Origin of the sequence: Trichlorobacter sp. (assembly GCF_030247655.1) — a bacterium.
Lineage (GTDB): Bacteria > Desulfobacterota > Desulfuromonadia > Geobacterales > Pseudopelobacteraceae > Trichlorobacter.
The window spans coordinates 14,472-37,200 of record NZ_JAOTRZ010000009.1; the positions used below are offsets into that span (position 1 = coordinate 14,472).

Consider the following 22,729-nt stretch of genomic DNA (forward strand, 5'->3'; position numbering starts at 1 on the left):
GTCAGGCAGGTTGAGCTGTATGAACAATTCTGTGACGTCTGATCAGGTAAGCCGTTCCAGCTCTGCGGCAAGTACCCGGATATCAACCGGCTTGGAAATGTAACCGTCAAAACCGTTACCCAGGAACTGTTCTCGGCTACCGCGCAAGGCATGGGCGGTCAGGGCGATGATTGGGATATGCTGTCCGGTTTGCTGCTCGGCTTCCCGGATGAGTTGGGTCGCCTCATCACCCCCCATGTGCGGCATTGAAATATCCATCAAGATGCAGTCGTAGCTGTTTTTAGATACGCTATCCAATGCTTGTTTGCCGTCAGCAATCAGATCGACCCGGTGTCCTAGTTTTTTAAGCATGGCAGAAACGGTCATGGCATTTAACTCATTATCCTCTGCAAGCAGTAAGTTAAGACTTTTGGAGTTGGTGGCTGTTGCTTGCCTGGCGCCGTCCTCCTGCACTCCCTGCGGCGGATCAACGGCCACAAACGGCAGTTCAACGAAGAAACAGCTGCCTTTTCCCGGTTCGGAATCTGCCCAGATTTTGCCCCCCATCAGTTCTGCCAGGCGGCGGCAGATGGTTAACCCTAATCCTGTGCCGCCGTATTTTCGGGTGGTGGAGTTATCGGCCTGCTCAAAGGGGGCAAAGATTCTTTCCAGTGTTTCAGGTGCCATCCCGATACCGGTGTCCCGCAGTGACAGCTGCAGTTGCAGACTGCTACCCTGGCGTTCAATAATTCTGACTGCCAGGGTGATGCTGCCGGTTTCAGTAAATTTAATGGCATTCCCCAGCAGGTTAAGCAGTATCTGCTTGATCCGTAATGGATCGCCAAGGAGCAGTTCAGGAATCTCGGCAGGCAGGTCGGTGATCAGGTGCAACTGTTTTTGATGAATCAGGGAAATCTGGGTGGTGACTACGTCCTGAATACTCTGGCAAAGAGAGAAGATGGTCTGCTCCAACTCGATCTTGCCGGACTCAATCTTGGACAGATCAAGAATATCATTTAGAAGGCTCAACAGGTTTTTTGTGGAGCTGTCCAGGCACTGCAGGTACTCCTGCTGTTCAGAGGTCAGGTCGGTAAATTGCAGTAGCTGTGCCATGCCGATAATGCCGTTCATCGGGGTACGGATTTCATGGCTCATGTTGGCCAGAAACTCGCTCTTGGCCCGGTTGGCTGCGTCGGCTGACCTGCGGGCCTGTTTCAGTTCCTCCTCATACTGCTTCCGCTCACTGACATCACGGGTAATGTTGAGCAGACACTGTTCGCCATGTACCGTGATAATACAGGCTGACATTTGTCCGGTAAAAATTGAGCCGTCTTTCCTTCTAAATTGTGTCTCCAGGTTTTTGACAACACCATGCTGTTTCAGCTCCTGCACCAGTCGCTGGCGGTCTTCAGGGAATACCCATATGTTCAGATCAAGGGATGATTTCCCCAGCACCTCTTCTTCGCGGTAACCGGTGATGGTACAAAAACCTTCATTAACCTCCAGATAGGTGCCGTCTGTGAGCCGGTTGAGATTGACTGAATCTGGAGAGGCTTTGAAAGCGCTGGCAAACTTTTCTTCGGAGAGACGCAGTTGTTCTTCTGCCTGTTTTCGCTCGGTGATATCTCGAACAAAGTTAAGCAGGCACTCCTCGCCATTCACAACTATCAATGAGGTGGACATCAGACCGGTTTGAATCTGGCCGTTTTTGCGCCGGAACTGGGCCTCCAGATTTCTCACAATCCCTTTTCCCCTGATCTTTTGCACCATTAACTCACGATCAGTCGGATTTACCCATATGTTCAGTTCCAGAGATGACTTGCCGATTATGTCTTCCAGGTGGTAGCCGAGCTGTTCGGTGAAACTTTCGTTGATGTCCAGGAAAATGCCATCACGGAAGCGGGTCAGGGAAAACGCGTCGGGTGAGGATTTGAAGGCGGTTGAGAATTTTTCTTCAGACAAACGTAACAGCTCGTAGGCCCTGGTCCGTTCGGAAATGTCGCGGGCAACCCCCAAGACCCCCATCAACGTACCGTCAGTGTTAAACATCGGGGTCTTGATGGTCTCAAATCGGCCATGGTAGCCGCTTGCGGCAAAGGTCAGCCATTCCTCATTGATGGTTGGCTTTCCGGCTTCGGCTGCCTTACGGTCGTTGGCCCGGAAAAAATCAGCCATCTCTCTGTCAACAAAGTCGTAGTCGGTCTTGCCGATAATGTCAGATTCTTTTGCTCCGTAGAGATCTTCAAAGCGGGGGTTGCAGACCAGATAGACCCCTTCTGGATCTTTCAGCCAGACCAGGTCCGGCAGGGTTTCAATCAGGGTTTTCTGGAACTGTTCATTCTTTTTCAGTTGTTGTGTTGCCTGGTTGTGCTCCTCAATTTCGGACCCCAGGCGCTGGTTGGCTTGCTGCAGCTGCAGATTAAGCCGTCGGATGCCGTAAAAACGCCAGAACAGTGCCCCGGCTAGTAGCAGGATCGTGCTGCTGCCCAGCGTAACAACGACACGTTGCACGGTCCACCACGGTTTGGGTTTGCCCATCCAGTGCTGGAAAATCTTCACATGTTCAGGCGATTGGTGAAATGCCTTAATAGCACTGTTTAGCTGTTGATGAAGTGCCAGATTACCGGAATGTAGTGCAATGGCGCGTCGGGATTCCAGCACCGGTGGTTCCAGCACCCGGATTTGATCGTCCAGGCCGCTTTTCTCCGCCATCTGCATAATGGTGTCTCTGAAGGTCAGTACCAGATCAAGCTGGCCTGACACCAGATCCACCAGCAGATGCTGCAGGCTTTCATAGGGGATAACGGTGATGTCTGAACGTTCCCGCAGCATGCTGTAGGCGGTGCTTTTACTCATGACCCCCACCCGATTGCCGGGTGTCAGACCTTTAGTGCTGTGGTCAGTGGCGCGGACCAGGTAGTTGATTGGAGCGACATCCAGCACCTCAGTGAACATAAATTGTTTTTCGGTTGCCGGGTTGATCACTCGCAGCGGAATCAGGTCTGCCTGACCGCTTGCCACCAGCTGATCGACCTCATCCCATGCCTTGGCAAAGCGGTATTCAACGCTAAAACTGCCATGGCGGGCCAGGGCATTGGTGATGTCAACGGCCAGGCCAGCAGGTTTGCCGGTGGCAGGATCACGGAAATAATAGGGGGCAAGGTCGGGGGGGATGACGGCGATTAGTGGTTTGGTGATCGGTGGTGCAGCGGTGCTGGCTGCTGTCAGAGAAACCCTCTGCAAACAGAGCGACAGGAACAACATGAAGCCTATGGTACAGATGCTACGTTTCATGAGCTGACCTCTAACTGCGGTAGCCGTACAAATTCTTCTGTAACACAGTTTTGGGATAAAACAACCGGTGGTGCTGCAATTTCCACCCGGTTCCTGCCCTTGTGTTTGGCCTGATAAAGCGCTGCATCGGCCCTGGCTACAAATTCTTCCGACTGTTCTCCGTAACAGTACTGGGTTACCCCGAAACTGAGTGTTATTCTGAGCCCGTTGCCAAAATCAAACTGCTCAATCACTTCCCGCAGGATTTCTGCCAACTCTGCTGCCTTGAAACGATCATTTTTGGGGGCCATGATGACAAACTCTTCACCTCCCCAGCGGCTGAAGATGTCGTGCCCTCTGATCCTGCCTGAAATCAGTTCCGCAATTTTCTGTAATACATGGTCTCCGGCAGCGTGACCCAGGTTGTCATTAACCTGCTTGAAGTGATCAATATCCATCATGATCAGCGATAGTAGCGAGTTGTAGCGATAGGAACGGGCAATTTCGGCAGTCATCAGTCCATCAAACATGCGACGGTTATAGATGCCGGTTAGATAGTCGATCCGGGCCTCAGTTGCCAGCAGCTCGTTGGCTCGTTTCAGCTCCTGCTGGGCCCGGCGGCCATCAATTATTTCCCAGGTTACGTCGGCCAGATAGGCCACCTCTTCAGCATCTCTGGTGGTGTAGTTAATCTGCTTGTTACCCACCCCCAGCACTGCCACAATCCGCTCATCCCGAATCACCGGCACCACCAGTTCCCGAATCACCGGTGCATGGCCAGGTGGCAGCCCCTTTTTGTTAGGCAGACCGGCATAGTCATTGTGGATAGCCGGGGCGCGGGTCTGGATGCACTCGGCCCAGACACCGGCCTGGTCAACACCGTAGTGCATACCATGGCCTTCAGCCTTGCAGAACTCCTGCAGGGTGCGGGTGGACCAGGCCTGCAGGGTCAGGGTCTGTTGGTCAGGGTCAACAAAGTGGTAGAACCCCACCGGGCTGGCGCTGATTCGACAGACTTCATCAAGGGCGTACTGCAGCAGTTCATCAGCGGTATGCATGGTGGCATATTCCAGTAGTTCATAACGGATCTGCACCATCGCTTCAGCCCGTTGTGCCTTCTGTTCAAATAGATCCTGACGTCTGTGCAGCAGTGCCAGGCCTGCAGCACTAGCAATACAGGCCACCAGAAACAGTAACCCCTGGAAGATCGCCTCATTCTGCCAGTCAGACAGGATTGCGTCCGGGTCGCGGCTGATGATCAGCACCAGCGGTTTATCCACCTGCAGCTCTTTGGGCTGGACTGTTAACAGGGCGGCCAAGCGGTATTTGCCGGTGGCGTAAGCGGTGCCTGTAAAGATATTTTCCGGTTTGCCACTCTCTTTATGGCGGGTAAACAGGGAGCCGGGTACGGCCAGGTTTTTGCCCGTCTGGCCCTCGCGGTATGGCATGGTCATGAAGCGGATGCCATCGCCGTGGTTGATAGTATTCCACATATCCGGGGCATAAAGGGTGGATTGCAGGATCACCGCAAAATAGTCTGGATCAACTCCGACGGTAACAATGCCGTTAAAACGTCCATCAGGACCGGATAGTATCTTCGTTATATTGAAAACATAGGCGTTCAAAACTGACCTGAAGGGAGGTGAGATGTAGAGTGTATCCGGGGTTGGGTGCTGCTTTGGCTCACTAAAATACTGTCTGGTTGCTATGTTGCGTCCGATCAGTTCCGGCCGGTTGGAAGCCAGAATGGTGCCTGTCGCATCGGTAAAAAAGAGGGTGCGCACACCGGGCATGGCGTCGGCCAGCACGCTCAGACGCTTGTTGGCCTGCACAAGGTTTGGGGCCCCCTGCAGCCCGGGCAGGTCTGCGACCACCCCTTTCAGTGCCAGGTTGGTTGACTCCAGCTGACGTTCGATATTCTGGCCAATCACCCTGACCTGGGTCATCAGCCGCTGATGTTCCTGGCTGATAGCCCGCTGGCGTATGGTCACCAGGTTGTAGGTAACAATGCTGCCAAGCAGGGCCAGGGCAACAAAAAACGCCAGCCAGTGTTGACGGATCCTGTATTGCGATGATCTTTCCAGTTTCGTGCTCATGTCGGGCTGAAACCTAAGCAGGTGTTCGTCCGTTGCTGAGCCTGAAAACTATGGAGCAGCCCCTCGCATTCCAGCACCAGTTGTTCCATGGTCTGATGACGGGCAGCCAACGCGATGCCGCCAACACTTACGGTACAGGCAATCGCCCCCTCAACAGCATTGATCCTGATTTCATGAGCCTTTTCCCGTATTCGTTCAGCAACCAACAGGGCGTCGGAAAGCTCTGATTCAGCCAGCAGGATAGCAAAAGAGTCTTTGCCGACCCGACCGATCAGGTCTGTGGTGCGTACCGACGCGCGACAGATCTCGGCCAGTTGCTGCATATACTGGTTGCCAGCCGGATAGCCAAACTGGTCATTGACCTCTTTGAACCGGTCGATATCCACAATCAGCAGGGTCATGGCACGTCCATAGCGCAGTGCAGCCGCAATATCACGATTCCCCAGCTCAAGTAGTATCTTGCGGTTGTACAGACCGGTGATCCGGTCAGTTATGGCGTAGGTGTAGATTTCTTCTTCCAGCCTCTTTTGTCGGGAGATGTCTTCCATTACCCCGACAAAACGTGAGATGCCGTTGTGGTGATTACGGATCGGCGCAATATGCAGATGCTGCCAGTAGCATTCTCCGTTCTTTTTCCGGTTCAGCAGTTCGCCGCTCCAGGCATAGCCCCGGCTGATGGTGCTCCACATGTTTTGGTACAGTTCAGGTGATGTCTGGCCTGATTTGAGGATGGCAGGGGTGCAGCCGATCAACTCTTCTGCAGCATAGCCGGTCATCTCTTCCACCCGGTCACTGACATGCTCAATAACGCCCTCGGTGTCGGTCACCAGAATCAGGTTGGGTGACTGGTTCATGGCGGCAAAGAAACGGGCAACCTGTATCTCTTTGTGCATCCGGGGCGAAAGGTCCTGGGCCAGAAATACCAGGTAGGTGTCTTTCTCCTGCTTGACCAGGCTCAGGTGAGCCTGTATCCAGCGTTCGCGCTTGTCAATCGTCACGGTAATGTCGCGGCGGCTCTCCCGCCCGGTCTCAATCACCTCGTCTGCCATGGCAAGCAGCCCTGAATCACGCCACCAATCAACGTGTCTGAAATTACCCCTGCAGCCGTCCCAGGTTGGACAACCCATCAGGCGGGTCATGGCCATGTTTTTATGGATACATTCGCCAGTGGTGCGAAAGGTGGCAATGGCTACACCGCTCATCTTATTGATGGGATGCAGGGCAAAAGCCTCGTCGCTGCCACCGGACTTGAGTTGGGTCAACCTGAAGTTGTTGAGAAAACGGTAACTTTTGTCGGCCTTATCAAAATAGATTGGATAACCGGCTGCCTGGAGATGGTTCAGGTAGCGGTAGATGGTACGTACCCCGACATGAAAGTCCTGCGCCAGCTGCTCTGGATTCAGTTGTTCTCCAGTGTCAAGCCGTTTCAGTATGGCAGTGAGTGCGTCGATTTTATTGGCGTACTTATACATAAAAAAGGGCGTTGTCCTTTGGATATGCAGAATTTTTGATGTAGTTGCAGGGGAATTGTCCTGATTTTATCGGATAGCTATACCAGACTTCGGTGACAGGTGTCTGTCACTTTGAAAAAGGTTGTTTAAAATAATCTTATTTTTTCGGTGATCCTGTTCAAAATTCACCTGATTGTCACCTGCTTAGCGCAGTTCCGACATACTGAAGGCGTACGGTTGTCTCATTTGATTCTTCAGACAACATGAGGCCCCGATGCCGGAATCACTGTGTTCACGGTACACAAAATTCAGCAGAGAACCCAGGCTGGATCATGACACGATCCTTCATGCCCTGACCCTGATTGGGGTCAATCTTGACCGGCCGGACGGGCTGGCAACTACGCTACCATTTTCCGCCGGGGATGTGACTGCCGGGTCTGAAAGCGAGCTACAGGCGGTGGTGGCCGGGGGCAGGCAGCAGGTTGATCTGCCGCTGATCATTGAGCAATCAAACTACTTTGCCAACATGATGAAGCGGGCCGCATCAGGCGAAACCTCCCAGCGGGCGGTGGCAGATCTGGAGCGTTTTCTGGCCGACAACAGCAGCAATGTCTGGGAAAACAGCTGGGTCCGTTTCCCGCTCAAGCGGCTTTCAGCCTATGCACGCCAGGTGCTCGACCAGGATCTGCTGGCAGACAAGCAGAATCCGGCGGCAGGACAGCGGGCAGATTCGGCACGTTTCTTCTTCCATGCAGCGGATGGCACGGTCATGCTGCGTCTGCCGATCAGCTACCTGATCAAGCTGGCCCTGGCTGACCTGATCGGATCTCAGCAGATCCTGCCGGACCTGATCCGCCAGACCGGAATCCGCTTGCTGGGGCACTACCTGAACGACAATACCTCGCCGGAGACCTTTTCCTTTAATGTGGTTTCCCTGACTCCCCGCAACGGCATGGGGGCGGCCATTGCCCGGGAAACCGCCATCCGCTTTCTAATGACCCAACTGTTGCTCCAGTACGCCAATCAGGCCTTTGGTCTCAGCGAACATGGCCAGCAGGCCATGGCCTATTTCGCCCCGCATCCGCCGGTACGGCAGAAGGAGCTGAACGAGCATATCCCGGACAGCTTCTACCGGGAGCTGTTCATGAGCCCCTGCCTGTCCGGCTGGGACCGGGGTGAGGACAAGTTTCGTTATATGCAGCTTTGCCATCAGGTGCTGTCCCGCAGTCAACTCAACGCCGTGGCCAAGCTGCGCGATGCCGGGATCATCCTCAACAATCTGGTGGTGCTGCCCAATGTTTCCAATGTCAGCCTGGCCAACAACGGCACCCATATCAGCATCGGCAGCCGCAGGCTGACTGCGGCCCTGCAGGACAGCGGATCGGGCTTCAAGGCGGTTCACGAAAAGCTGCTGGGTGATCTGACCATCAAGATCAGTGAGCATTTTCTGCCGTTATTTGTCGGGACCTATACGGCTGCCCCGTTCCGGCTGGCTTTCAGTGATTTCCATCCTGAAAAGGCACTGGGGTTCCTGCCCCATGAACTTGATTACACCCATCTGCGGATGGTGTGGCGGCGCTGGCGCAAAAAAGCGGATATCTCCATCTTTGGCCAATCGATCACGCCGTTTGGTCCTCCGGCCCTGGATTCGTTCATCAGCCGGTCCTTTGGCCTGAAAGGTGATTTTGTACCGGATTACCGTCTGGTGGACTACCTGGTCTGCCTGCTCTCAACCGACCGCAGCCCGGCCCTGAACGGCCAGCTCGGCAACACCGATCTGCTGCGGCGGGATCTGGCTGATATGGGTGTTTTTGATGAGCAGATGTCGGTCTACCTGCTCTATAAACAGCGTGAATTCGCCAAAATGGGTTTTTCCGGCTTTGAAGGTCGCCACTACAGCCTGTTTCCAACCTTTGGCGGAGATATGGGGCGTGCGGCTGACCTGCAGACCCTGATCACGGCCCTGGCCTACAAGTATATGGCTGAAGGGGTTGATCATCAGGGCATACCGGATGACCCGTCTCTGGAGAGTGAGCGGCGCCAGATCTTTTTTGGTGCAGCCATCGGCCTGCCCACCTTCTTTGTCAGCAAGGATACTGCCAACAGCTTCCTGGGCCGGATCATCGGCAAGACCCAGGGGGTACGTCCCAGTAAACGCTATCCCGGCTATCTGCGGGTCCAGATCCATGAATACCGGCTGGCACTGCTGCGGACCCTGCGGGAGGATGGGGCTGAGCTGATCGAGCAGATGGGGCTGCAGGATACCATTGCCGATCTTGCATGTCGGCTGAGAGAGCCGGAGCAGTATGCTGCCAGCGGCCGCCTGACAGGTGGCATCCTTGAACAGCTGGGCAGCAGATCCGCCCTGAACACCGAGGCCCGTGACTTTAATAGCGGCGCTGAAGAGTACTATCGCACCACCCTGCGCAGACATCAGATGGCCGAGGCTTTTGAGCTGTTGCAGGGGGAATGTCGCCTGCTTGACCAACAGGTGGCAGAGCTGGATGAACCGTTGCGTAAGGCGTTGCTGCTGGTCCTGCAGGGGCAGGGGGCGGATCAGTGTATGACACTGATCCGGCAGGATATCCTGCAGGAAAAGGCCGATATCCCGACCCTGCAGCGCCTGATGAACCTGCTGCTGGTAAAGGTGCATCATGATCAGCAGCAGACCATGACCGGAAGGAGTGAACCGGATGCTGCAGCACCAGTATATCGAGCGGGATAGCGGCGCAGTGGTCACCGAGCAGCTGCTGGGTGACCGGATGGTGCAACTGCTCTACCATCAGGTCCGGGAAAACAGCACGGCGCTGTTCCGTCTCTTGACCAGCAGCTGGTCATCCCAGGTGCTGGGAGCGGTCAATTTTGATCGTCCATTGTTGAACCGTCAGGGCTTTGCTGCCTGCTGCGGCATTGACCTTGAAGAATGCCTTGATCCGCCGCACACGCTGGATACGGCACGCAAGGTCTTTGAACGCAGGATCAGGTACGAACAGTGCCGCCCGATGCCGGATGATCCGGCTGCGGTAGTCTCCCCGGCTGATGCACGGGTGATCGTCGGTTCGCTGCAGGAGACAGAGCTGTTCTTTCTGAAGGATAAGTTTTTCAGCTTTGAAGAGCTGATCGGCCCTGAACGCAGCTTCTGGCGCCATCGTTTCGCAAACGGTGATTTTGCCCTGTTCCGCCTAACCCCGGACAAGTACCACTACAACCATCTCCCGGTCAGCGGCAAGGTGGTTGACTTCTACAGCATTGACGGCGCCTACCACTGCTGCAACCCAACCGCCGTGGTCAGCATGGTCACCCCCTATTCCAAGAACAAGCGGGTGGTGACCCTGATCGACACCGATGTTGAAGCGGGCAGCCGGGTCGGGCTGGTGGCGATGGTGGAGGTGGTGGCATTGATGATCGGTGATATCCTACAGGCCTACAGCCACCAGGGCTATGATGACCCGCAACAGGTCAGGGTTGGTATGTTTCTGCAAAAGGGGCAACCCAAGAGCCTCTACCGCCCCGGCAGCAGCACCGATATCCTGCTTTTCCAGCCCAATAGGGTCTGCTTTTCCGCAGACCTGCTGCAGAATCAGCGGCGTAGCGGAGTCGTCAGCCGCTTTACGCAGGGGTTTGAAAAACCACTGGTGGAGACCGATATCAGGGTGCGTTCGCTGCTGGCACTGAAGAACTGACAGGGTGATATGATCATGAAGACCTTTAAAGTAGACCTGCACGTCCATTCCAGCTATTCCAACAAGCCGACCTATTGGGCCATGCGCAAATTCAACTGCCCGGAGAGCTACACCTCGCCCAGGCAGCTCTACCAGATCGCCCTGGCGCGGGGGATGGATTACGTCACCATCACCGACCATAACGCCATCGGTGGGGCACTGGAGATCGCCCATCTCCCCAATGCCTTCATCAGCGCCGAGATAACCACCCACTTTCCTGAAAACGGCTGTAAGGTCCATCTGGTAGTGCTGCATATCTCCGAGGCCCAGTTCAGTCAGATCATGGCGCTGCGTAAAAATGTCTATGAGCTGACAACCTACCTCAATCAGGAGCGGATCGCCCATTTTCTGGCCCACCCGCTCTATGCCCAGAACGATAAGCTGACCGTGGAGATTATTGAAAAATGTCTGTTGCTGTTTTCGGTTTTCGAGATCCGGAACGGCTGCCGGGCCAGCCGGTTCAACAGCTTTACCACGACACTGGTGGGAACCCTGACCCAGTCGTTGATCGAGCGGTTGGCTGATAAACACAACTTGGCACCTTTGGGTGACGAACCGCACCGTAAGGGGGTGGTGGGTGGTTCCGATGACCACGGCGGCCTGTTCATTGCCCGGGCCCATACCTGCAGCCACCACGGCGAGGATCTTGATGCTTTTCTTGATGCGGTTCGGGAAGGCGGCACCTGGGCAGAGGGGGAACATGGCGGGCCGCTGACCATGGCCCATAGCCTCTATGGTGTGGCTCACAGCTTCTATCGTGAGCGTTTCGGCGAGCGCAGACGGAGCGCCACCCCCTTTGTCAGCGTCCTGCTGGACCGTTTTTTTAATCTGGGCACGGACAAAGGTTCCTTTGTGGAAAAAATCAGGTTGTTTGTGCTGAAGAATCTGCCGGAAAAACGTTCATCACGGGAGCTTGGCTTTGAAGAACTGCTGGACAGCGAGGCCCGGCAGCTGCTCAATGACACCGCCTTTCTGGAAGGGATCAAGGGTGCCGACCTGAACCAGAAGATCTTTATGGTCACCAGCCGGTTGGTGAACCGGATTCTGTACCAGTACACCAACCGCTTCATGTCGCTTTCCATGCAGGCCGGTTTTTTTGATTACCTCAACACAGCAGGCACCATCGGTCTGGTACATCTGCTGATCTCCCCCTACTACCTGGCCTTTCATCATCAGCACAAGGGCAAGGAGCTGATCCGTGATATTGCAGAGCGGTTGCCGGAGATCCCGTTTCCGCCTGTGGAGGAGAAGATCGCCCTGTTCACCGATACGCTGGATGAGATCAACGGCGTGGCCATGACGATCCGGCGTCTGATCAGGACTGCCCAGGAGCGCGGGATCAGCCTGACCGTGATCACCTCCGGCGATGGCAGCCAGGCGGCACCTGCCGGGGTGAAACAGTTCCAGGCGGTGGGTGACTTTGTGCTGCCTGAGTATCCCGAGTTGAAGCTCAGCTTCCCGCCGATTCTGGATGTGCTGAACTACATTGAGAAAGAGGGGATCACCCGTATCCATGTCAGTACTCCCGGTACGGTTGGCCTGCTGGGGCTTCTGATCGCCCGGCTGATGAATATTCCTGTTGCCGGCACCTATCATACTGAAATTCCACCATACGTGCGTCGTCTTGCCGATGACGAATTCCTGGAACAGGTTGCCTGGAACTATATGATCTGGTTCTACAACCAGATGGAAGAAGTCATGGTGCCTTCAGCCAGCACGCGTGAACAGCTGCTCTCCCATGGTCTGCCGCTGGAGAAGATGAAGCCGCTGCCGCGCTGGGTCGATATGGCACAGTTTTCGCCTGACAAAAGGGTTGAGCGCTTCTGGCTTGAGCGTGGTCTCAGCGCCAGGACCACCCTGCTCTATGTTGGCCGGGTCTCGCGGGAAAAGGCATTGGATCTGCTGGTGGAGAGCTTTTGCAGGCTGGTTGATGAAGGTGCGGAGCTCGGTCTGGCGGTGGTTGGCGACGGTCCTCACCGCGAAGAGATGGAGGCAGCCCTTGTTGGCTATCCGGTGCTGTTTACCGGTTATTTGCAGGGGGAAGAGCTGCAGCGGGCCTATGCCTCGGCAGACCTGTTCGTCTTCCCCAGCGCCACCGACACCTTCGGCAACGTCGTGCTGGAGGCCCAGGCTTCGGGGGTGCCGGTGATTGTCTCAGATGCAGGTGGCCCCCGTGAGCTGATGCTTAGCGGTGAGACCGGCATGGTGTTCAGTGCCGGTAACCAGGATGAACTGACCGGAGCAATCCGCAGTATGACTACCAATCGCCTGATTCTCTCCCTGATGGGAGAGAATGCCCGGAGTTTTGTGCTGGCAAAGGCACCACACGCATCAGATACCTATAGCACCATCCTGCAGCCCGGTCTCAGGACGGAGGCCGGTTATTCCACCTTGGGGGAGAATCCATGTCCGCAGCCCTGTTCCTGTTGATTGCAACATTCCTGCTCGGCGCCTACCTCTGGTGGGGCTTTCTATTTTTACCGGCTGAACGTTGGCAGATCGTTGCCGCGGTGCCGATAGCAAAAGATCCCCATGGCAACGGCTGGCAGGGTATCAACGTTACCTGGTACGGCCTTCTTACCGCCAACGCCTATCTGGTGGCTGTGGCGGTGCTGCTGGTGCTGCTGGGATCGGTGGGTGTGCCTCCCCTCACAACCGCCATCCTGGCAGCTGCCATGCTTTGCTGCTGCGTACCTGCCTCACGGCTGGTGGCGCGGATCGTGGAGAAAAAGGCCCACACCTTTACCGTTGGCGGGGCGGTCTTTGTGGGGATCATCATCACCCCGTTGCTGATCAGCCTGCTGAACCGGCTGGTAGGTCCGCAGCTGGGCTTTCAGATTCCGGTTATGGCAGCCTATGCCGCCATTGCGATCGCCTATGCCTTTGGTGAGGGGCTGGGACGGCTGGCCTGCATCAGCTTCGGCTGCTGCTACGGCAAACCGGTTGACTCCGGTTCTAGTCTGCTGTCGCGTCTCTTCAGCGGACGCGGCTTTGTGTTTCAGGGCAGCACCAAGAAGGTTGCCTATGCAGGGGATATGGAGGGGGTTGAGGTTATTCCGGTCCAGGCACTAACTGCGGTGCTCTACACCGTCTGCGGTCTGCTGGCAACCGCGCTGTTTCTTGCCTCCCACCATGCTGCTGCCTTTCTGCTGGCCACCACGGTTACACAGGGCTGGCGTTCTTTTTCAGAAACCATGCGGGCTGATTACCGCGGAGAAGGCCGGATCTCTGCCTATCAGATCATGGGAATTGTTGGCGTGCTCTATGCCTTTGCCATGGTCTGGCTGCTGGGGGGCGACGTAAGCGCACCTGCTCAACTCGCTGCAGGACTAAAAAGCATCTGGAGCCCGGCCCAGATCCTGTTTCTGCAGGGAATCTGGTGCATCATCTTCTTCTACACCGGGCGCAGCACCGTTACCGGGGCAACGCTCAGCTTTCATGTCCACCATGACCGGGTCTGATGCGGCATGCCAACCATGACGCATCACCCCAATCAGCTAAACGCTGAAGAGGCTCTGGCCCTGCTACAGCAGCTGGTGCTGCTGAATGGATCAGGCTCAACCGGTCTGTCCCGGCTACAGGTGATGCAACTACTCTGTGCCCGTAAACGGGCCCTTGTCGCAGCTGACCACTCTTTTGATACGCTGCTGTTTGAACTGGGCAAGCAGCTGGATGAGCAGATCCGGGACGGTGCCCCGCAGGCGGTCAAAAAACGATTTACCCTGCTGACCGGCTACTTTCACCGGCTGGAACTGGCCACCGGCCACCTGAACCACCTGGCCTTTATGGGCAGTTCCCTGCTTGATCTGGAGCTGCTGGTGGAGCTGAAGCATGATATGGAGTGGTTTGAGTCGATTGCTGGCGGACTTTTTGCCCGCTTGATGGTGGATGATCTGCTTAAAAGCCCGCTGCTGGATAGTTACGGACGGCGCAGGGTTAAGCTGCTGGTGGATGGTCTGGCCCGGATTCAGACAGTAAAGACACAGAAAAATGATATGAAGTTTTTTGATCTGCAGGCTGTACAGGAAATTGTCAACCGGCTGCAGCAATTGGAAAAGGAAGAACGGCTCTTCATGTTGCTGGCGGAAATAGTGGTTGAACAGTCCAGGCTGAATCAGGCTGCCATGAGTACCCCTCAGGGACGTGAGATTATCCGGCGGGTTACCACCATTGAGCTGCGTCAGCGCCACGCTGTTGAGGGTGATATCCCGGATAGTCTGTTTCAGAAGGCGTTTGAACTGGTAAAGCTGGAGGCGATCTATTCCAACGCCATCCTGCCGCAGGTGGTGCAGGGCAACACTGCTCTGCGTCAGGATTTCATCAAAAAATCAGGCCTTGACCTGTTTTACCTTGAAGATCTTGAGGATCAGTACTGCCGCCGTAACGGCCTGCCGTCAGATATGCTGGATCTGATTCGTAGCGTCTGACTACCCTCAGCGCGGGCTATAGTGCCGCTTCAGCCAGCGGCTCAAACCATCCAGGCCGGGAAACAGTACCCGTTCCGTCACGTTGGCCTGGCCAAGTTTGTCCCCAAAAACCGGGAAGTCCCCGGTTTTTCCCCAAGTGGCGGTTGAATAAGGCTTGGATCGGGAGACCTTTCTGCGTCATACCAGTCTGAAGGCTTGCCTGCCGGAATCGGCTGGAAAAAGGATTGTGAGATCTATATCTTTGCTGCTGAGGTGCGCGAGGAGTAATCAGCTGTCCTGCAGCAGTCTGACCTCGCTACGGGTCAGCTGCAATCTTCCCTGTCGTTCAAATTCCTTCAAAATCCTGCTGACAACCTCACGGGAGGTGCCAAGGTCACTGGCAATCTTCTGATGGGTGGACAGCAGCAGCCTATTGTCAGATTTTTCAACCAGATACTCCATCAGCCGTTCATCCATCCTTCTGAAGGCAACTTCGTTGACCAGCTCCATAATATCGCCCAGCCGTTCGCTTAACAGCGAAAATATCATGCTGCGCAACGGTTCGTGCAGGCCCAGCATCCGGCGGAAACTGGCAGCCGGGATCAGGACAAACTCCCCTGCAGCCAGGGTAACGGCATTGGCCGGGTAGGGCTTTTCCCCAAGAATGCAGGAGGCGTTCAGGATGCAGGTTTCACCGGCGCCTATTTCGTAGAGGGTTATTTCCCGTCCTGCCTCGCTGCAACGGTAGACGCGGATACTGCCTGAAAGTAAAAAGGCGATGCCGGAGCAGGAATCACCTTCCCAGTACAGATGCGTGCCGGCTTGAAATGATTGCCGTTGTGCCTGTTCCAGTAAACCCTCAAGCAGGGCCTGATGAGACCGGAAGCGTGGAAAACTGTTTGTAAATGCATCAGGAGTAATGGCAGCGCTACGCATTTCTGTGCCTCCTTGCAAAGTCTGGCATATAGTAGTTATCCATAGGGATGACTGCAATCATAATTGTGACAATGTCACAGACAACTCTGGTGCAGAACTGCATACTGCTATTCAAGGAGGGATGCCATGCGTCGGATGTTGAATCTGTTTCTGGTTGTAGTGATCCTGGCTACGGCACTTCCATGCTCTGCGGTCAGGCTTAACACACCGGCACCTGACTTTACCCTTAAAGACCTGCAAGGCGGAAGACAGTCGCTTTCAGGGTACAAGGGCAAGCTTGTGCTGCTTAACTTCTGGTCTACCACCTGTCCCCCGTGCGTGCAGGAACTACCCTCACTCAATGAACTTTACAAGGAGCAGAAACAGGCCGGCTTGGTGGTGTTGGGCATTGCGCTTGATTCTGCTGAAAAGCCTGTTCGTGAGCTGGCTGGCAAGCTTAGACTTGAGTTTCCGACCATGCTTGACAGTAACAAAGATGTCTATTTTGACAGTTATGGCCTGTTTGGACAGCCGGTTAGCGTCATTGTTGATCGTACCGGTCTGGTGCGAGAAAAAATCATTGGCGCCGTAGACTGGAACTCGCCCCAGGTCCGGGCAAAAATAAACAGCTATCTGAAAGGACGGTGACTCTATGCAATTCTGGTCGAAGTTTAGTGTGGTGCTGATTGCAGCCCTTGGTATTAGCGGCTGCAGTTCCGGCAACTTTCTAGTCTACAAGGATGCTAAACATTTTTATGTTACCAGTTCCGGTCCTGAGCTTAAGAGAATACTGTGTGATAGCGGAGATATGGACAGGATTGCCAAGGATTCCAAGTTGCCAGCCCCGCTGCAAAAAGACCTGAAGGATGGCATCTGCAACAGTAACAAGGTTAAGGAACGTCTGCTGGCAACTCTTGAGGGGATGACCAAGGAGCAGCGCACCGCATTAAAGACTGCGTTTCAGCAAAATGGTTATGACATTAATGTCGTGGCCAACTGTTGAGGCAGTGCCTACTAGCGCCCGTGCGGCGCTACGGATCAAATGTCTGTGCAGGCTGGGCAGCTGCCTGCTTGATGGTATTGTTGAGACCAAACTACCCTTGAAAGGATCTATCCATGAAAAAAATTATTGCCCTGTTGGCTGTTGTCGCTGCCGCTTCCGTTGTCTATGCATCAGAACCTGCCAAGCCTGAGTTGCGTCCTGCTCAAAAGGCAATGCAGGCCCGCGCTGGTTGGATGAAGGCGATGGGTGAAAATCTGGCTGCCAAGAAGTTTGAAGATATTGCCAAAGACGGAGAGGCGCTGGCTGGTCAGACCAGGAAAATTGGAGAGAGCCATCCTAATCCATTAGCCAAAGAGCTGACCCTGAAGGTCTCTGGCCTGGCAAAGGCCACTGCTGAGGCAGCCGGTAAGCAGGATGAGGTCGGTGTAAAGACGAGGCTGGGTGAAATTAAGGCCACCTGTGCCGAGTGTCACGTCAGGATTCGCGATAAGAAGTAGCCTGCGGCTGCCTGGTATGTCAGGTATAGTACCGTCAGCAGGAGTCCCGACCAAATCTGTCAAATGGTAGCCGGGCATCTTCATCATTAGGGCCTTGAAGAACCGTAGAGAAGGATTGTTAAGGGAGCCGATTCCCTGTCCTGCTTTATGGTCTCATCAAGGCCCTACGTATTTGCAGCATGCCGTTTCATTGACAGCCCCTGCTTTTAAGGTAGACTTTCAGAGTCTCCAAACAAATGAGGAGTAAACGCCTATGTTTCCTCTCTGTAAAATGGCTGTTGTCTGTTGCCTCTTCAGCCTGCTGCTCGCCTGCTCACCAAAGGAGCTAGTCAGGATCGGTTTTCTGGGTGGTATGTCAGGTCGGGTCGCTGACCTTGGTGTGGCTGGCCGCAATGGCGCCATGCTGGCCATTGAACAGAGAAACGCAGCCGGCGGTGTTCATGGGCGGGCAGTGGAGCTGGTGGTAAAGGATGATGAACAAAATCCGGAAGTTGCTAAAAAGGCAGTTGCAGATTTGCTCAACAGTAACATTGAGCTGATCATCGGACCGATGACCAGCAGCATTGCCATGGCGGTGCTTGAGCAGGTCAATGCCTCAAAAAGTATCCTGCTTTCTCCCACCGTCACAACTACAGCACTTACCGGTAAGGATGACAATTTTATGCGGGTGATTGGTGACACCGGTTCTTATGCAACCAAGGTTGCCCGTTATCAGGTTCAGAAGTTTGGACGACGGACCGTTGCTGTAATCTATGACCAGAATAATAGTTCCTACACGGAAAGCTGGTTTGCTGATTTTAGACGTGAATTTGAACTGCTCGGCGGTTCAGTTGTTGCGGTACAAACCTACCATTCCGCCCCCATAACCTCGTTCAGTCAACTGGCAATAACGCTTCTGAAACAGAAACCACAGTTGGTGCTTGTCATCACGAATGCTGTTGATGCTGCCCTGATCTGCCAGCAGGTCCGCAAGCTGGATGCAGCGGTGCCGATTGAGATGGCAGAGTGGGCCTCGACCGAGCGGTTTATCGAGTTGGCCGGAGGTGCTGCTGAGGGGGTCATCGTCTCCCAGTTTGTTAATCGCACTGATCGCTCAGAGCGGTATCAGGCCTTCCTGAAACAGTACCGTGAGCGTTTTGGTGGTCAGGAACCAGGCTTTGCCGGACTGGCCGGATATGACGCAGCACTGGTAGCCATGGATGCCTATGCTGCGCGCAAGGATGGAGAGTCACTTAAGCAAACCATAATCCGCCTGAACAGTTTTCAGGGGGGGCAGCAAAAGTACCAGATTGACCGTTTCGGTGATGCTAACCGGACAACAACGGTCACCATTGTTCGTAACGGAACCTACCAAACCCTAGAGTAGACAGCCTGATGACCGTACGCCCATTGCGTCATATGCTGGTCCGTTTTGCTGCGCTGATTACCCTGTTGCCCGTGGGATTAAGTGCGTTGCTGGGTGGTTTATGGCTCTTGCCCCAGGCTGAGCAGGAGATCGCTTCCTATCATCGCCAACTGGCATTGGCCATTGCTGGACAGGTTGATTCGTACTTTAAAACATCACGTGTCACTGCTGTTTCTGTAGCAGGCGCTATTGATCATGATGAGCACTTTGCTGCTGTCCAGCAGGCTATTGCAATCAACCTGCAATTGCTCAAACGGCTACGTGCCATGTATCTGGTTGACAGAGCGGGGCGAGTACGAGCCGTTGGGGTAAGCAATATGTCCAAGGCTTTGCAGGACGATCTGCTTGGTCTGGATCTTTCTCGCAATGAGTTGTTTCAAAAGGCAAAAAGTACTGGTGTGGAACAGTGGTCTGACAATTTTCTTTCTGTGGTCGGGGGCGGACTGTCCGTTGCTGTGGCAGTGCCGACAGCAGATAATGTTGTGATTGCCGAGTTTGATCTTGCCTACCTGAGCGAATTTCTGCATCGGACAACTCCTGATTCCGAGCAGGTAGTCCTGTTGATTGACCGGCGTGGGCAGGTGGTTGCCGATCAGGCAGGGACCTGGACTGCCCAGCAGCTGAACCTGAACAACATCCCGCTGATTCGCGATCGCCTTAATTCCTCAAAAGAAGTGCGCGGCAGTCTGGTGCTGAACGGTGTTGAGATGGTGGGCAGCCTGCATAAAATCGATACGGTTGACTGGTGGGTGCTGGTGGCACGTCCGACCCAGACCGCCTATCGCCAGCTTTGGACCTCACTGGGTATCATGGCGGTAGCACTTTCAGCCACAACATTGGCTGCCTTTGGGGTGGCCATGGTCCTGACCCGCCGGATGTCGCAACGGTTTGAGTCGTTGGCTGGACATGCACAACAGAGTACCGGTGGTGAGCAAACAAGCGGCTGGCCCCATTCTAACATTGCTGAATTTAACGCCCTGGCAGACAGTCTGGAAAAGATGTCAGAAAGCCTGCATGAACGTGCTCGACTGCTTGAAGACGAGGTGGCAGAACGTCAACAGGCGCAGGAGGAACTGCACGAAAAGGCAGTGCTGCTTGAACAGGAGATAGCTGAGCGGGTGCTGGCAGAGCAAAGTCTGCAGGTTAAACAGACTCAGCTTGAGACACTGAACCTGACCCTTGAAGACCGGGTGCAACAGGAAGTGTCTAAAAATCGGGAGAAGGATATCATTATGATCCAGCAGGGGCGTCTTGCTGCCATGGGAGAGATGTTGTCGAACATTGCCCACCAATGGCGCCAGCCGCTGAATGAGCTGGCAATCATGATCCAGACGCTCAGGCTTGAGTATGATGACAATGCGCTGGATGGCGAGCGGATTGATGAGCACACTGAAGACTGCATGAAAACCATTCAGTATATGTCTCAGACCATCACTACCTTCCAGGATTTTTTCAAGCAGAATAAAGTAGTGCAGCAATTTGATCTGTCAGCGGCCATCATGGCAGCAGCCGGTCTGCTTCAGGCCTCGTTTCAAGCCGCCGGTATCAGCTTGAAGCTGGATCTGCAGCCAGGCTGTCTGCTGCAGGGCCAGCCCAATGACATTTCTCAGGTTGTACTGAACCTCTGTAATAATGCCCGTGACATACTGCAGGCCCGGGCTGTGGCGGATCCGGTCATCAGGGTGACATCACAGCAGGTTCAGGATACTGTTGAGATTGTGGTTGAAGATAACGGCGGCGGGATTGCAGATGAGGTGATTGACAAGGTCTTTGATCCGTACTTTACCACCAAACATAAATCGCAGGGTACCGGCCTGGGACTGTATATCTCAAGAAAGATCATTGAAGGGAGTTTCAGTGGCACCATTGCCGTTGAAGCCACCAGCAATGGTGCCAGATTTCAGATTGTCATACCGGTAAAGCTGTCTGCTCTTGCAATTTGAGCGCAACAAAAGCAGGATTCGGTCTAGTCGCTTGAACAGATACTATTTAATATGACGATGATTCGCAGCGTCTGACCGTAATCAACGCGGACTGTAGTGCCGCTTCAGCCAGCGGCTTAAACCATCAAGCCCAGGGAACAGTACCCGTTCCGTCACGTTGGCCTGGTCAAGTTTGTCACGTATTTCCCATTTCAGGTCAGCTGGTATGATGATTTTGTGGCCGATACCAGGATGTCGCTCCAGCCAGTTGTCCAGCGCCATGCCGGGTGATGTCATGACTGAGCAGAAGGCAAACTGATTGACGATCCGGTCATCGATGGAGGGTGGTTCAAAAAAAACGGCAACATCATCCTGAGTAATGGCATCCAGCTCCGGCAAAGATTTAATCACTTCTGACAGCATCTCTACCGTTAGGACGTTAGCCCCTTCCTGTTCAAGTTTATGGCGTAATACGTCAGGTAGTAGTTGATGGGCCTTGACGTAATTCACAGCCCATACCACTCCGTTAAGATCACTCTTTTCAATATTGGCCGTGGCAAAGTGCATGGCGATGAAGGGCGAATAGGTCCAGTCCAGCAGGCGGGTGGGCAGGCCGTAGTGCTGCGCCACCGACAGCCAGTGCCAGATGGAGTCCCGTTCTACTACCCGTTGATGGGCGTACTTTTTGAAATTACGCATCAGGTGGTGTTCCAGCTCTGCGTATTGGCCGCCCAGCCGCATCAGGGTGGTTTCAAGACGGTAGTCAACATCGGACAGTCCCCGGAAGGCAAAGCGGGAGCGGTAGCGGCCCAGCTCTTCGTTCCATGAATCGGCAAACAGGGCCTGCTGAAGTTCATCCCAGGAGTGAACAGTAATGGTCTCGATCATGGGTCAGGCCACATTTTTCAAGCGTTGCTTGTACTCTTCGTAATCCTGCATCATGCGGTCGTAGGGATCGTGCATCAGGGATGACGAGATCATAAAATCTGCGGTGGCGCGGTTACAGGCCACCGGAATATTCCAGACTACCGCTATCCGCAGCAGCGCCTTGACATCAGGGTCATGGGGTTGCGGCTCCAGTGGATCCCAGAAAAAAATTACAAAGTCGATCTCTCCCTGGGCGATCATTGCGCCGATCTGCTGATCACCCCCCAGTGGTCCGCTCTGCAGTCGGGTGACCTGCAGGTTCAACTGTTCACAGAGCAGTGCGCCGGTGGTGCCGGTGGCGTACAGGTCATGCTCCACCAATATGGCCCGGTTAAAGCGGGCCCATTCAATCAGATCCCGTTTCTTGTGGTCGTGGGCCACCAGGGCGATCCGCTTGCGCGATCCCATTTCGATGATATTGTATGACGGCATGGTTGTTTCCCTTTCCTGCTGGTGGTGTGTCATGGCAACAGTACACCGTTTAGAGGATTGGTTCCAGTAGCAGTTATCGTTTTGCCAGCCAGATTTCTACCCGGTTGTTGCGCTGTTTGCCCTCTTTGGTGCTGTTGTCAGCCATCGGCAGGCTGGAGCCGAACCCTTCTGCAGCGGCAACCATAATACCTCGGGAGCGCAGTTCCTGGGCCACCTGGCCTACCCGCTGATTGGAAAGCGCCAGGCTGGTCTGGGTATTACCGGCATCATCGGTAAAGCCAAACAGCAGCAGTTGCCGTCCTTGCAGCTCTTTTGCCGACATCGCCCGCACCAGACGGTCAAGATCGCGGTAGGCCTTGTTGTCAAGCTGGCCGTCTGCTGCAAATTTGAAGGTGATTGAGAGCCGATCTGATCCGCTGGCCAGCTGGCGGTAGCGCTCCGGCGCATTGGTGGGGATGTATGAGTTGCCGATCCGTATGTTGAGCGGCACAAAACCGGTCTTTTCGACAATGGACTGGCCTTCCGGTGAGAGGGCAAATTCGACAAAATCCCTGATCTTGGGATTCTTTGGTTGTCCCGGCGTGTAGAGGTAAAGGCGCCGTGCAAGACTGTAGTCCTCGGTGGCAACGGTGAAGGGTGTAGGCAGGATCGGTTGGCCGCCGCTGCTGATGGCCACCGCCTTGGATGACTTGACATAGGGT

General features: G+C 54.6%; 17 protein-coding genes. 10 read left to right on the top strand and 7 right to left on the bottom strand.

The features are described from left to right. Positions 1-42: 42 nt before the first annotated feature. From OEL57_RS01545 to OEL57_RS01555, 3 genes are read right to left on the bottom strand one after another with little or no spacing between them, the layout of a single operon-like run. Positions 43-3,273 carry a PAS domain S-box protein gene (locus OEL57_RS01545; RefSeq protein WP_300736104.1) on the bottom strand — a complete coding sequence of 1,077 codons (3,231 nt, stop codon included), beginning with the start codon at positions 3,271-3,273 and terminating at the stop codon, positions 43-45. Further along, positions 3,270-5,348, bottom strand: a complete 2,079-nt coding sequence (locus tag OEL57_RS01550) for a diguanylate cyclase (protein WP_300736106.1) — start codon at positions 5,346-5,348, stop codon at positions 3,270-3,272. Before OEL57_RS01550 ends, OEL57_RS01545 begins: the two co-directional genes overlap by 4 nt. After that, on the bottom strand, positions 5,345-6,820 hold the full coding sequence (locus OEL57_RS01555; RefSeq protein ID WP_300736108.1) for a diguanylate cyclase: 1,476 nt from the start codon (positions 6,818-6,820) through the stop codon (positions 5,345-5,347). The genes OEL57_RS01550 and OEL57_RS01555 overlap by 4 nt, the downstream gene beginning before the upstream one ends. Before the next feature lie 253 nt (positions 6,821-7,073). Between OEL57_RS01555 and OEL57_RS01560 the strand changes: the two genes are divergently transcribed. The 5 genes from OEL57_RS01560 to OEL57_RS01580 are packed head-to-tail and all read left to right on the top strand — an operon-like array spanning position 7,074 to position 14,948. Beyond that, a complete protein-coding gene (locus tag OEL57_RS01560; protein WP_300736110.1) occupies positions 7,074-9,524 on the top strand; it encodes a hypothetical protein in 2,451 nt (816 codons plus the stop codon). Next, positions 9,493-10,482: a phosphatidylserine decarboxylase gene (locus OEL57_RS01565; RefSeq protein WP_300736113.1), complete on the top strand. Its 990-nt coding sequence runs from the start codon at positions 9,493-9,495 to the stop codon at positions 10,480-10,482. Before OEL57_RS01560 ends, OEL57_RS01565 begins: the two co-directional genes overlap by 32 nt. A 15-nt stretch (positions 10,483-10,497) precedes the next feature. Next, entirely contained in the window at positions 10,498-12,951 is a 2,454-nt protein-coding gene (locus OEL57_RS01570) for a glycosyltransferase (RefSeq protein WP_300736116.1), read from the top strand. Then, positions 12,927-13,982 carry a prolipoprotein diacylglyceryl transferase family protein gene (locus OEL57_RS01575; RefSeq protein WP_300736118.1) on the top strand — a complete coding sequence of 352 codons (1,056 nt, stop codon included), beginning with the start codon at positions 12,927-12,929 and terminating at the stop codon, positions 13,980-13,982. The genes OEL57_RS01570 and OEL57_RS01575 overlap by 25 nt, the downstream gene beginning before the upstream one ends. Before the next feature lie 6 nt (positions 13,983-13,988). Then, positions 13,989-14,948, top strand: a complete 960-nt coding sequence (locus OEL57_RS01580; protein WP_300736121.1) for a TIGR04442 family protein — start codon at positions 13,989-13,991, stop codon at positions 14,946-14,948. Positions 14,949-15,215: 267 nt separating this feature from the next. On the opposite strand, the gene OEL57_RS01585 is transcribed toward OEL57_RS01580, so the two are convergent. After that, positions 15,216-15,863, bottom strand: a complete 648-nt coding sequence (locus OEL57_RS01585) for a Crp/Fnr family transcriptional regulator (RefSeq protein ID WP_300736124.1) — start codon at positions 15,861-15,863, stop codon at positions 15,216-15,218. A gap of 126 nt (positions 15,864-15,989) precedes the next feature. Between OEL57_RS01585 and OEL57_RS01590 the strand changes: the two genes are divergently transcribed. The 5 genes from OEL57_RS01590 to OEL57_RS01610 all read left to right on the top strand — a co-directional run bounded on the left by OEL57_RS01590 (position 15,990) and on the right by OEL57_RS01610 (position 20,690). Then, on the top strand, positions 15,990-16,490 hold the full coding sequence (locus OEL57_RS01590) for a peroxiredoxin family protein (protein ID WP_300736127.1): 501 nt from the start codon (positions 15,990-15,992) through the stop codon (positions 16,488-16,490). Positions 16,491-16,494: 4 nt separating this feature from the next. Further along, positions 16,495-16,845, top strand: a complete 351-nt coding sequence (locus OEL57_RS01595) for a hypothetical protein (RefSeq protein ID WP_300736129.1) — start codon at positions 16,495-16,497, stop codon at positions 16,843-16,845. A gap of 113 nt (positions 16,846-16,958) precedes the next feature. Next, on the top strand, positions 16,959-17,342 hold the full coding sequence (locus OEL57_RS01600; protein WP_300736132.1) for a hypothetical protein: 384 nt from the start codon (positions 16,959-16,961) through the stop codon (positions 17,340-17,342). Positions 17,343-17,595: 253 nt separating this feature from the next. After that, a complete protein-coding gene (locus tag OEL57_RS01605; protein WP_300736135.1) occupies positions 17,596-18,708 on the top strand; it encodes an ABC transporter substrate-binding protein in 1,113 nt (370 codons plus the stop codon). Between the two features lie 8 nt (positions 18,709-18,716). Continuing rightward, a complete protein-coding gene (locus OEL57_RS01610) occupies positions 18,717-20,690 on the top strand; it encodes a sensor histidine kinase (protein WP_300736139.1) in 1,974 nt (657 codons plus the stop codon). Between the two features lie 81 nt (positions 20,691-20,771). Here the strand turns inward: OEL57_RS01610 and OEL57_RS01615 are convergent, their stop codons facing one another. From OEL57_RS01615 to OEL57_RS01625, 3 genes are all read right to left on the bottom strand, one after another. Then, a complete protein-coding gene (locus OEL57_RS01615; protein ID WP_300736142.1) occupies positions 20,772-21,557 on the bottom strand; it encodes an FRG domain-containing protein in 786 nt (261 codons plus the stop codon). 3 nt (positions 21,558-21,560) lie between these two features. Continuing rightward, the gene (locus tag OEL57_RS01620; RefSeq protein ID WP_349255181.1) at positions 21,561-22,028 is read right to left on the bottom strand and encodes a methylglyoxal synthase; all 468 of its coding nucleotides are present in this window, start codon (positions 22,026-22,028) and stop codon (positions 21,561-21,563) included. 73 nt (positions 22,029-22,101) lie between these two features. Next, the coding region (locus OEL57_RS01625) for a phosphate ABC transporter substrate-binding/OmpA family protein (protein WP_300736148.1) at positions 22,102-22,729 on the bottom strand (628 nt) is incomplete at its 5' end.

Coding starts and splice junctions, on each gene's coding strand:
- OEL57_RS01580 (WP_300736121.1), top strand. CDS start 13,989: ATGCCAACCATGACGCATCACCCCAATCAGCTAAACGCTGAAGAGGCT.
- OEL57_RS01550 (WP_300736106.1), bottom strand. CDS start 5,348: ATGAGCACGAAACTGGAAAGATCATCGCAATACAGGATCCGTCAACAC.
- OEL57_RS01555 (WP_300736108.1), bottom strand. CDS start 6,820: ATGTATAAGTACGCCAATAAAATCGACGCACTCACTGCCATACTGAAA.
- OEL57_RS01615 (WP_300736142.1), bottom strand. CDS start 21,557: ATGATCGAGACCATTACTGTTCACTCCTGGGATGAACTTCAGCAGGCC.
- OEL57_RS01610 (WP_300736139.1), top strand. CDS start 18,717: ATGACCGTACGCCCATTGCGTCATATGCTGGTCCGTTTTGCTGCGCTG.
- OEL57_RS01575 (WP_300736118.1), top strand. CDS start 12,927: ATGTCCGCAGCCCTGTTCCTGTTGATTGCAACATTCCTGCTCGGCGCC.
- OEL57_RS01545 (WP_300736104.1), bottom strand. CDS start 3,273: ATGAAACGTAGCATCTGTACCATAGGCTTCATGTTGTTCCTGTCGCTC.
- OEL57_RS01600 (WP_300736132.1), top strand. CDS start 16,959: ATGAAAAAAATTATTGCCCTGTTGGCTGTTGTCGCTGCCGCTTCCGTT.
- OEL57_RS01620 (WP_349255181.1), bottom strand. CDS start 22,028: ATGCCGTCATACAATATCATCGAAATGGGATCGCGCAAGCGGATCGCC.
- OEL57_RS01570 (WP_300736116.1), top strand. CDS start 10,498: ATGAAGACCTTTAAAGTAGACCTGCACGTCCATTCCAGCTATTCCAAC.
- OEL57_RS01565 (WP_300736113.1), top strand. CDS start 9,493: ATGCTGCAGCACCAGTATATCGAGCGGGATAGCGGCGCAGTGGTCACC.
- OEL57_RS01605 (WP_300736135.1), top strand. CDS start 17,596: ATGTTTCCTCTCTGTAAAATGGCTGTTGTCTGTTGCCTCTTCAGCCTG.
- OEL57_RS01560 (WP_300736110.1), top strand. CDS start 7,074: ATGCCGGAATCACTGTGTTCACGGTACACAAAATTCAGCAGAGAACCC.
- OEL57_RS01590 (WP_300736127.1), top strand. CDS start 15,990: ATGCGTCGGATGTTGAATCTGTTTCTGGTTGTAGTGATCCTGGCTACG.
- OEL57_RS01585 (WP_300736124.1), bottom strand. CDS start 15,863: ATGCGTAGCGCTGCCATTACTCCTGATGCATTTACAAACAGTTTTCCA.
- OEL57_RS01595 (WP_300736129.1), top strand. CDS start 16,495: ATGCAATTCTGGTCGAAGTTTAGTGTGGTGCTGATTGCAGCCCTTGGT.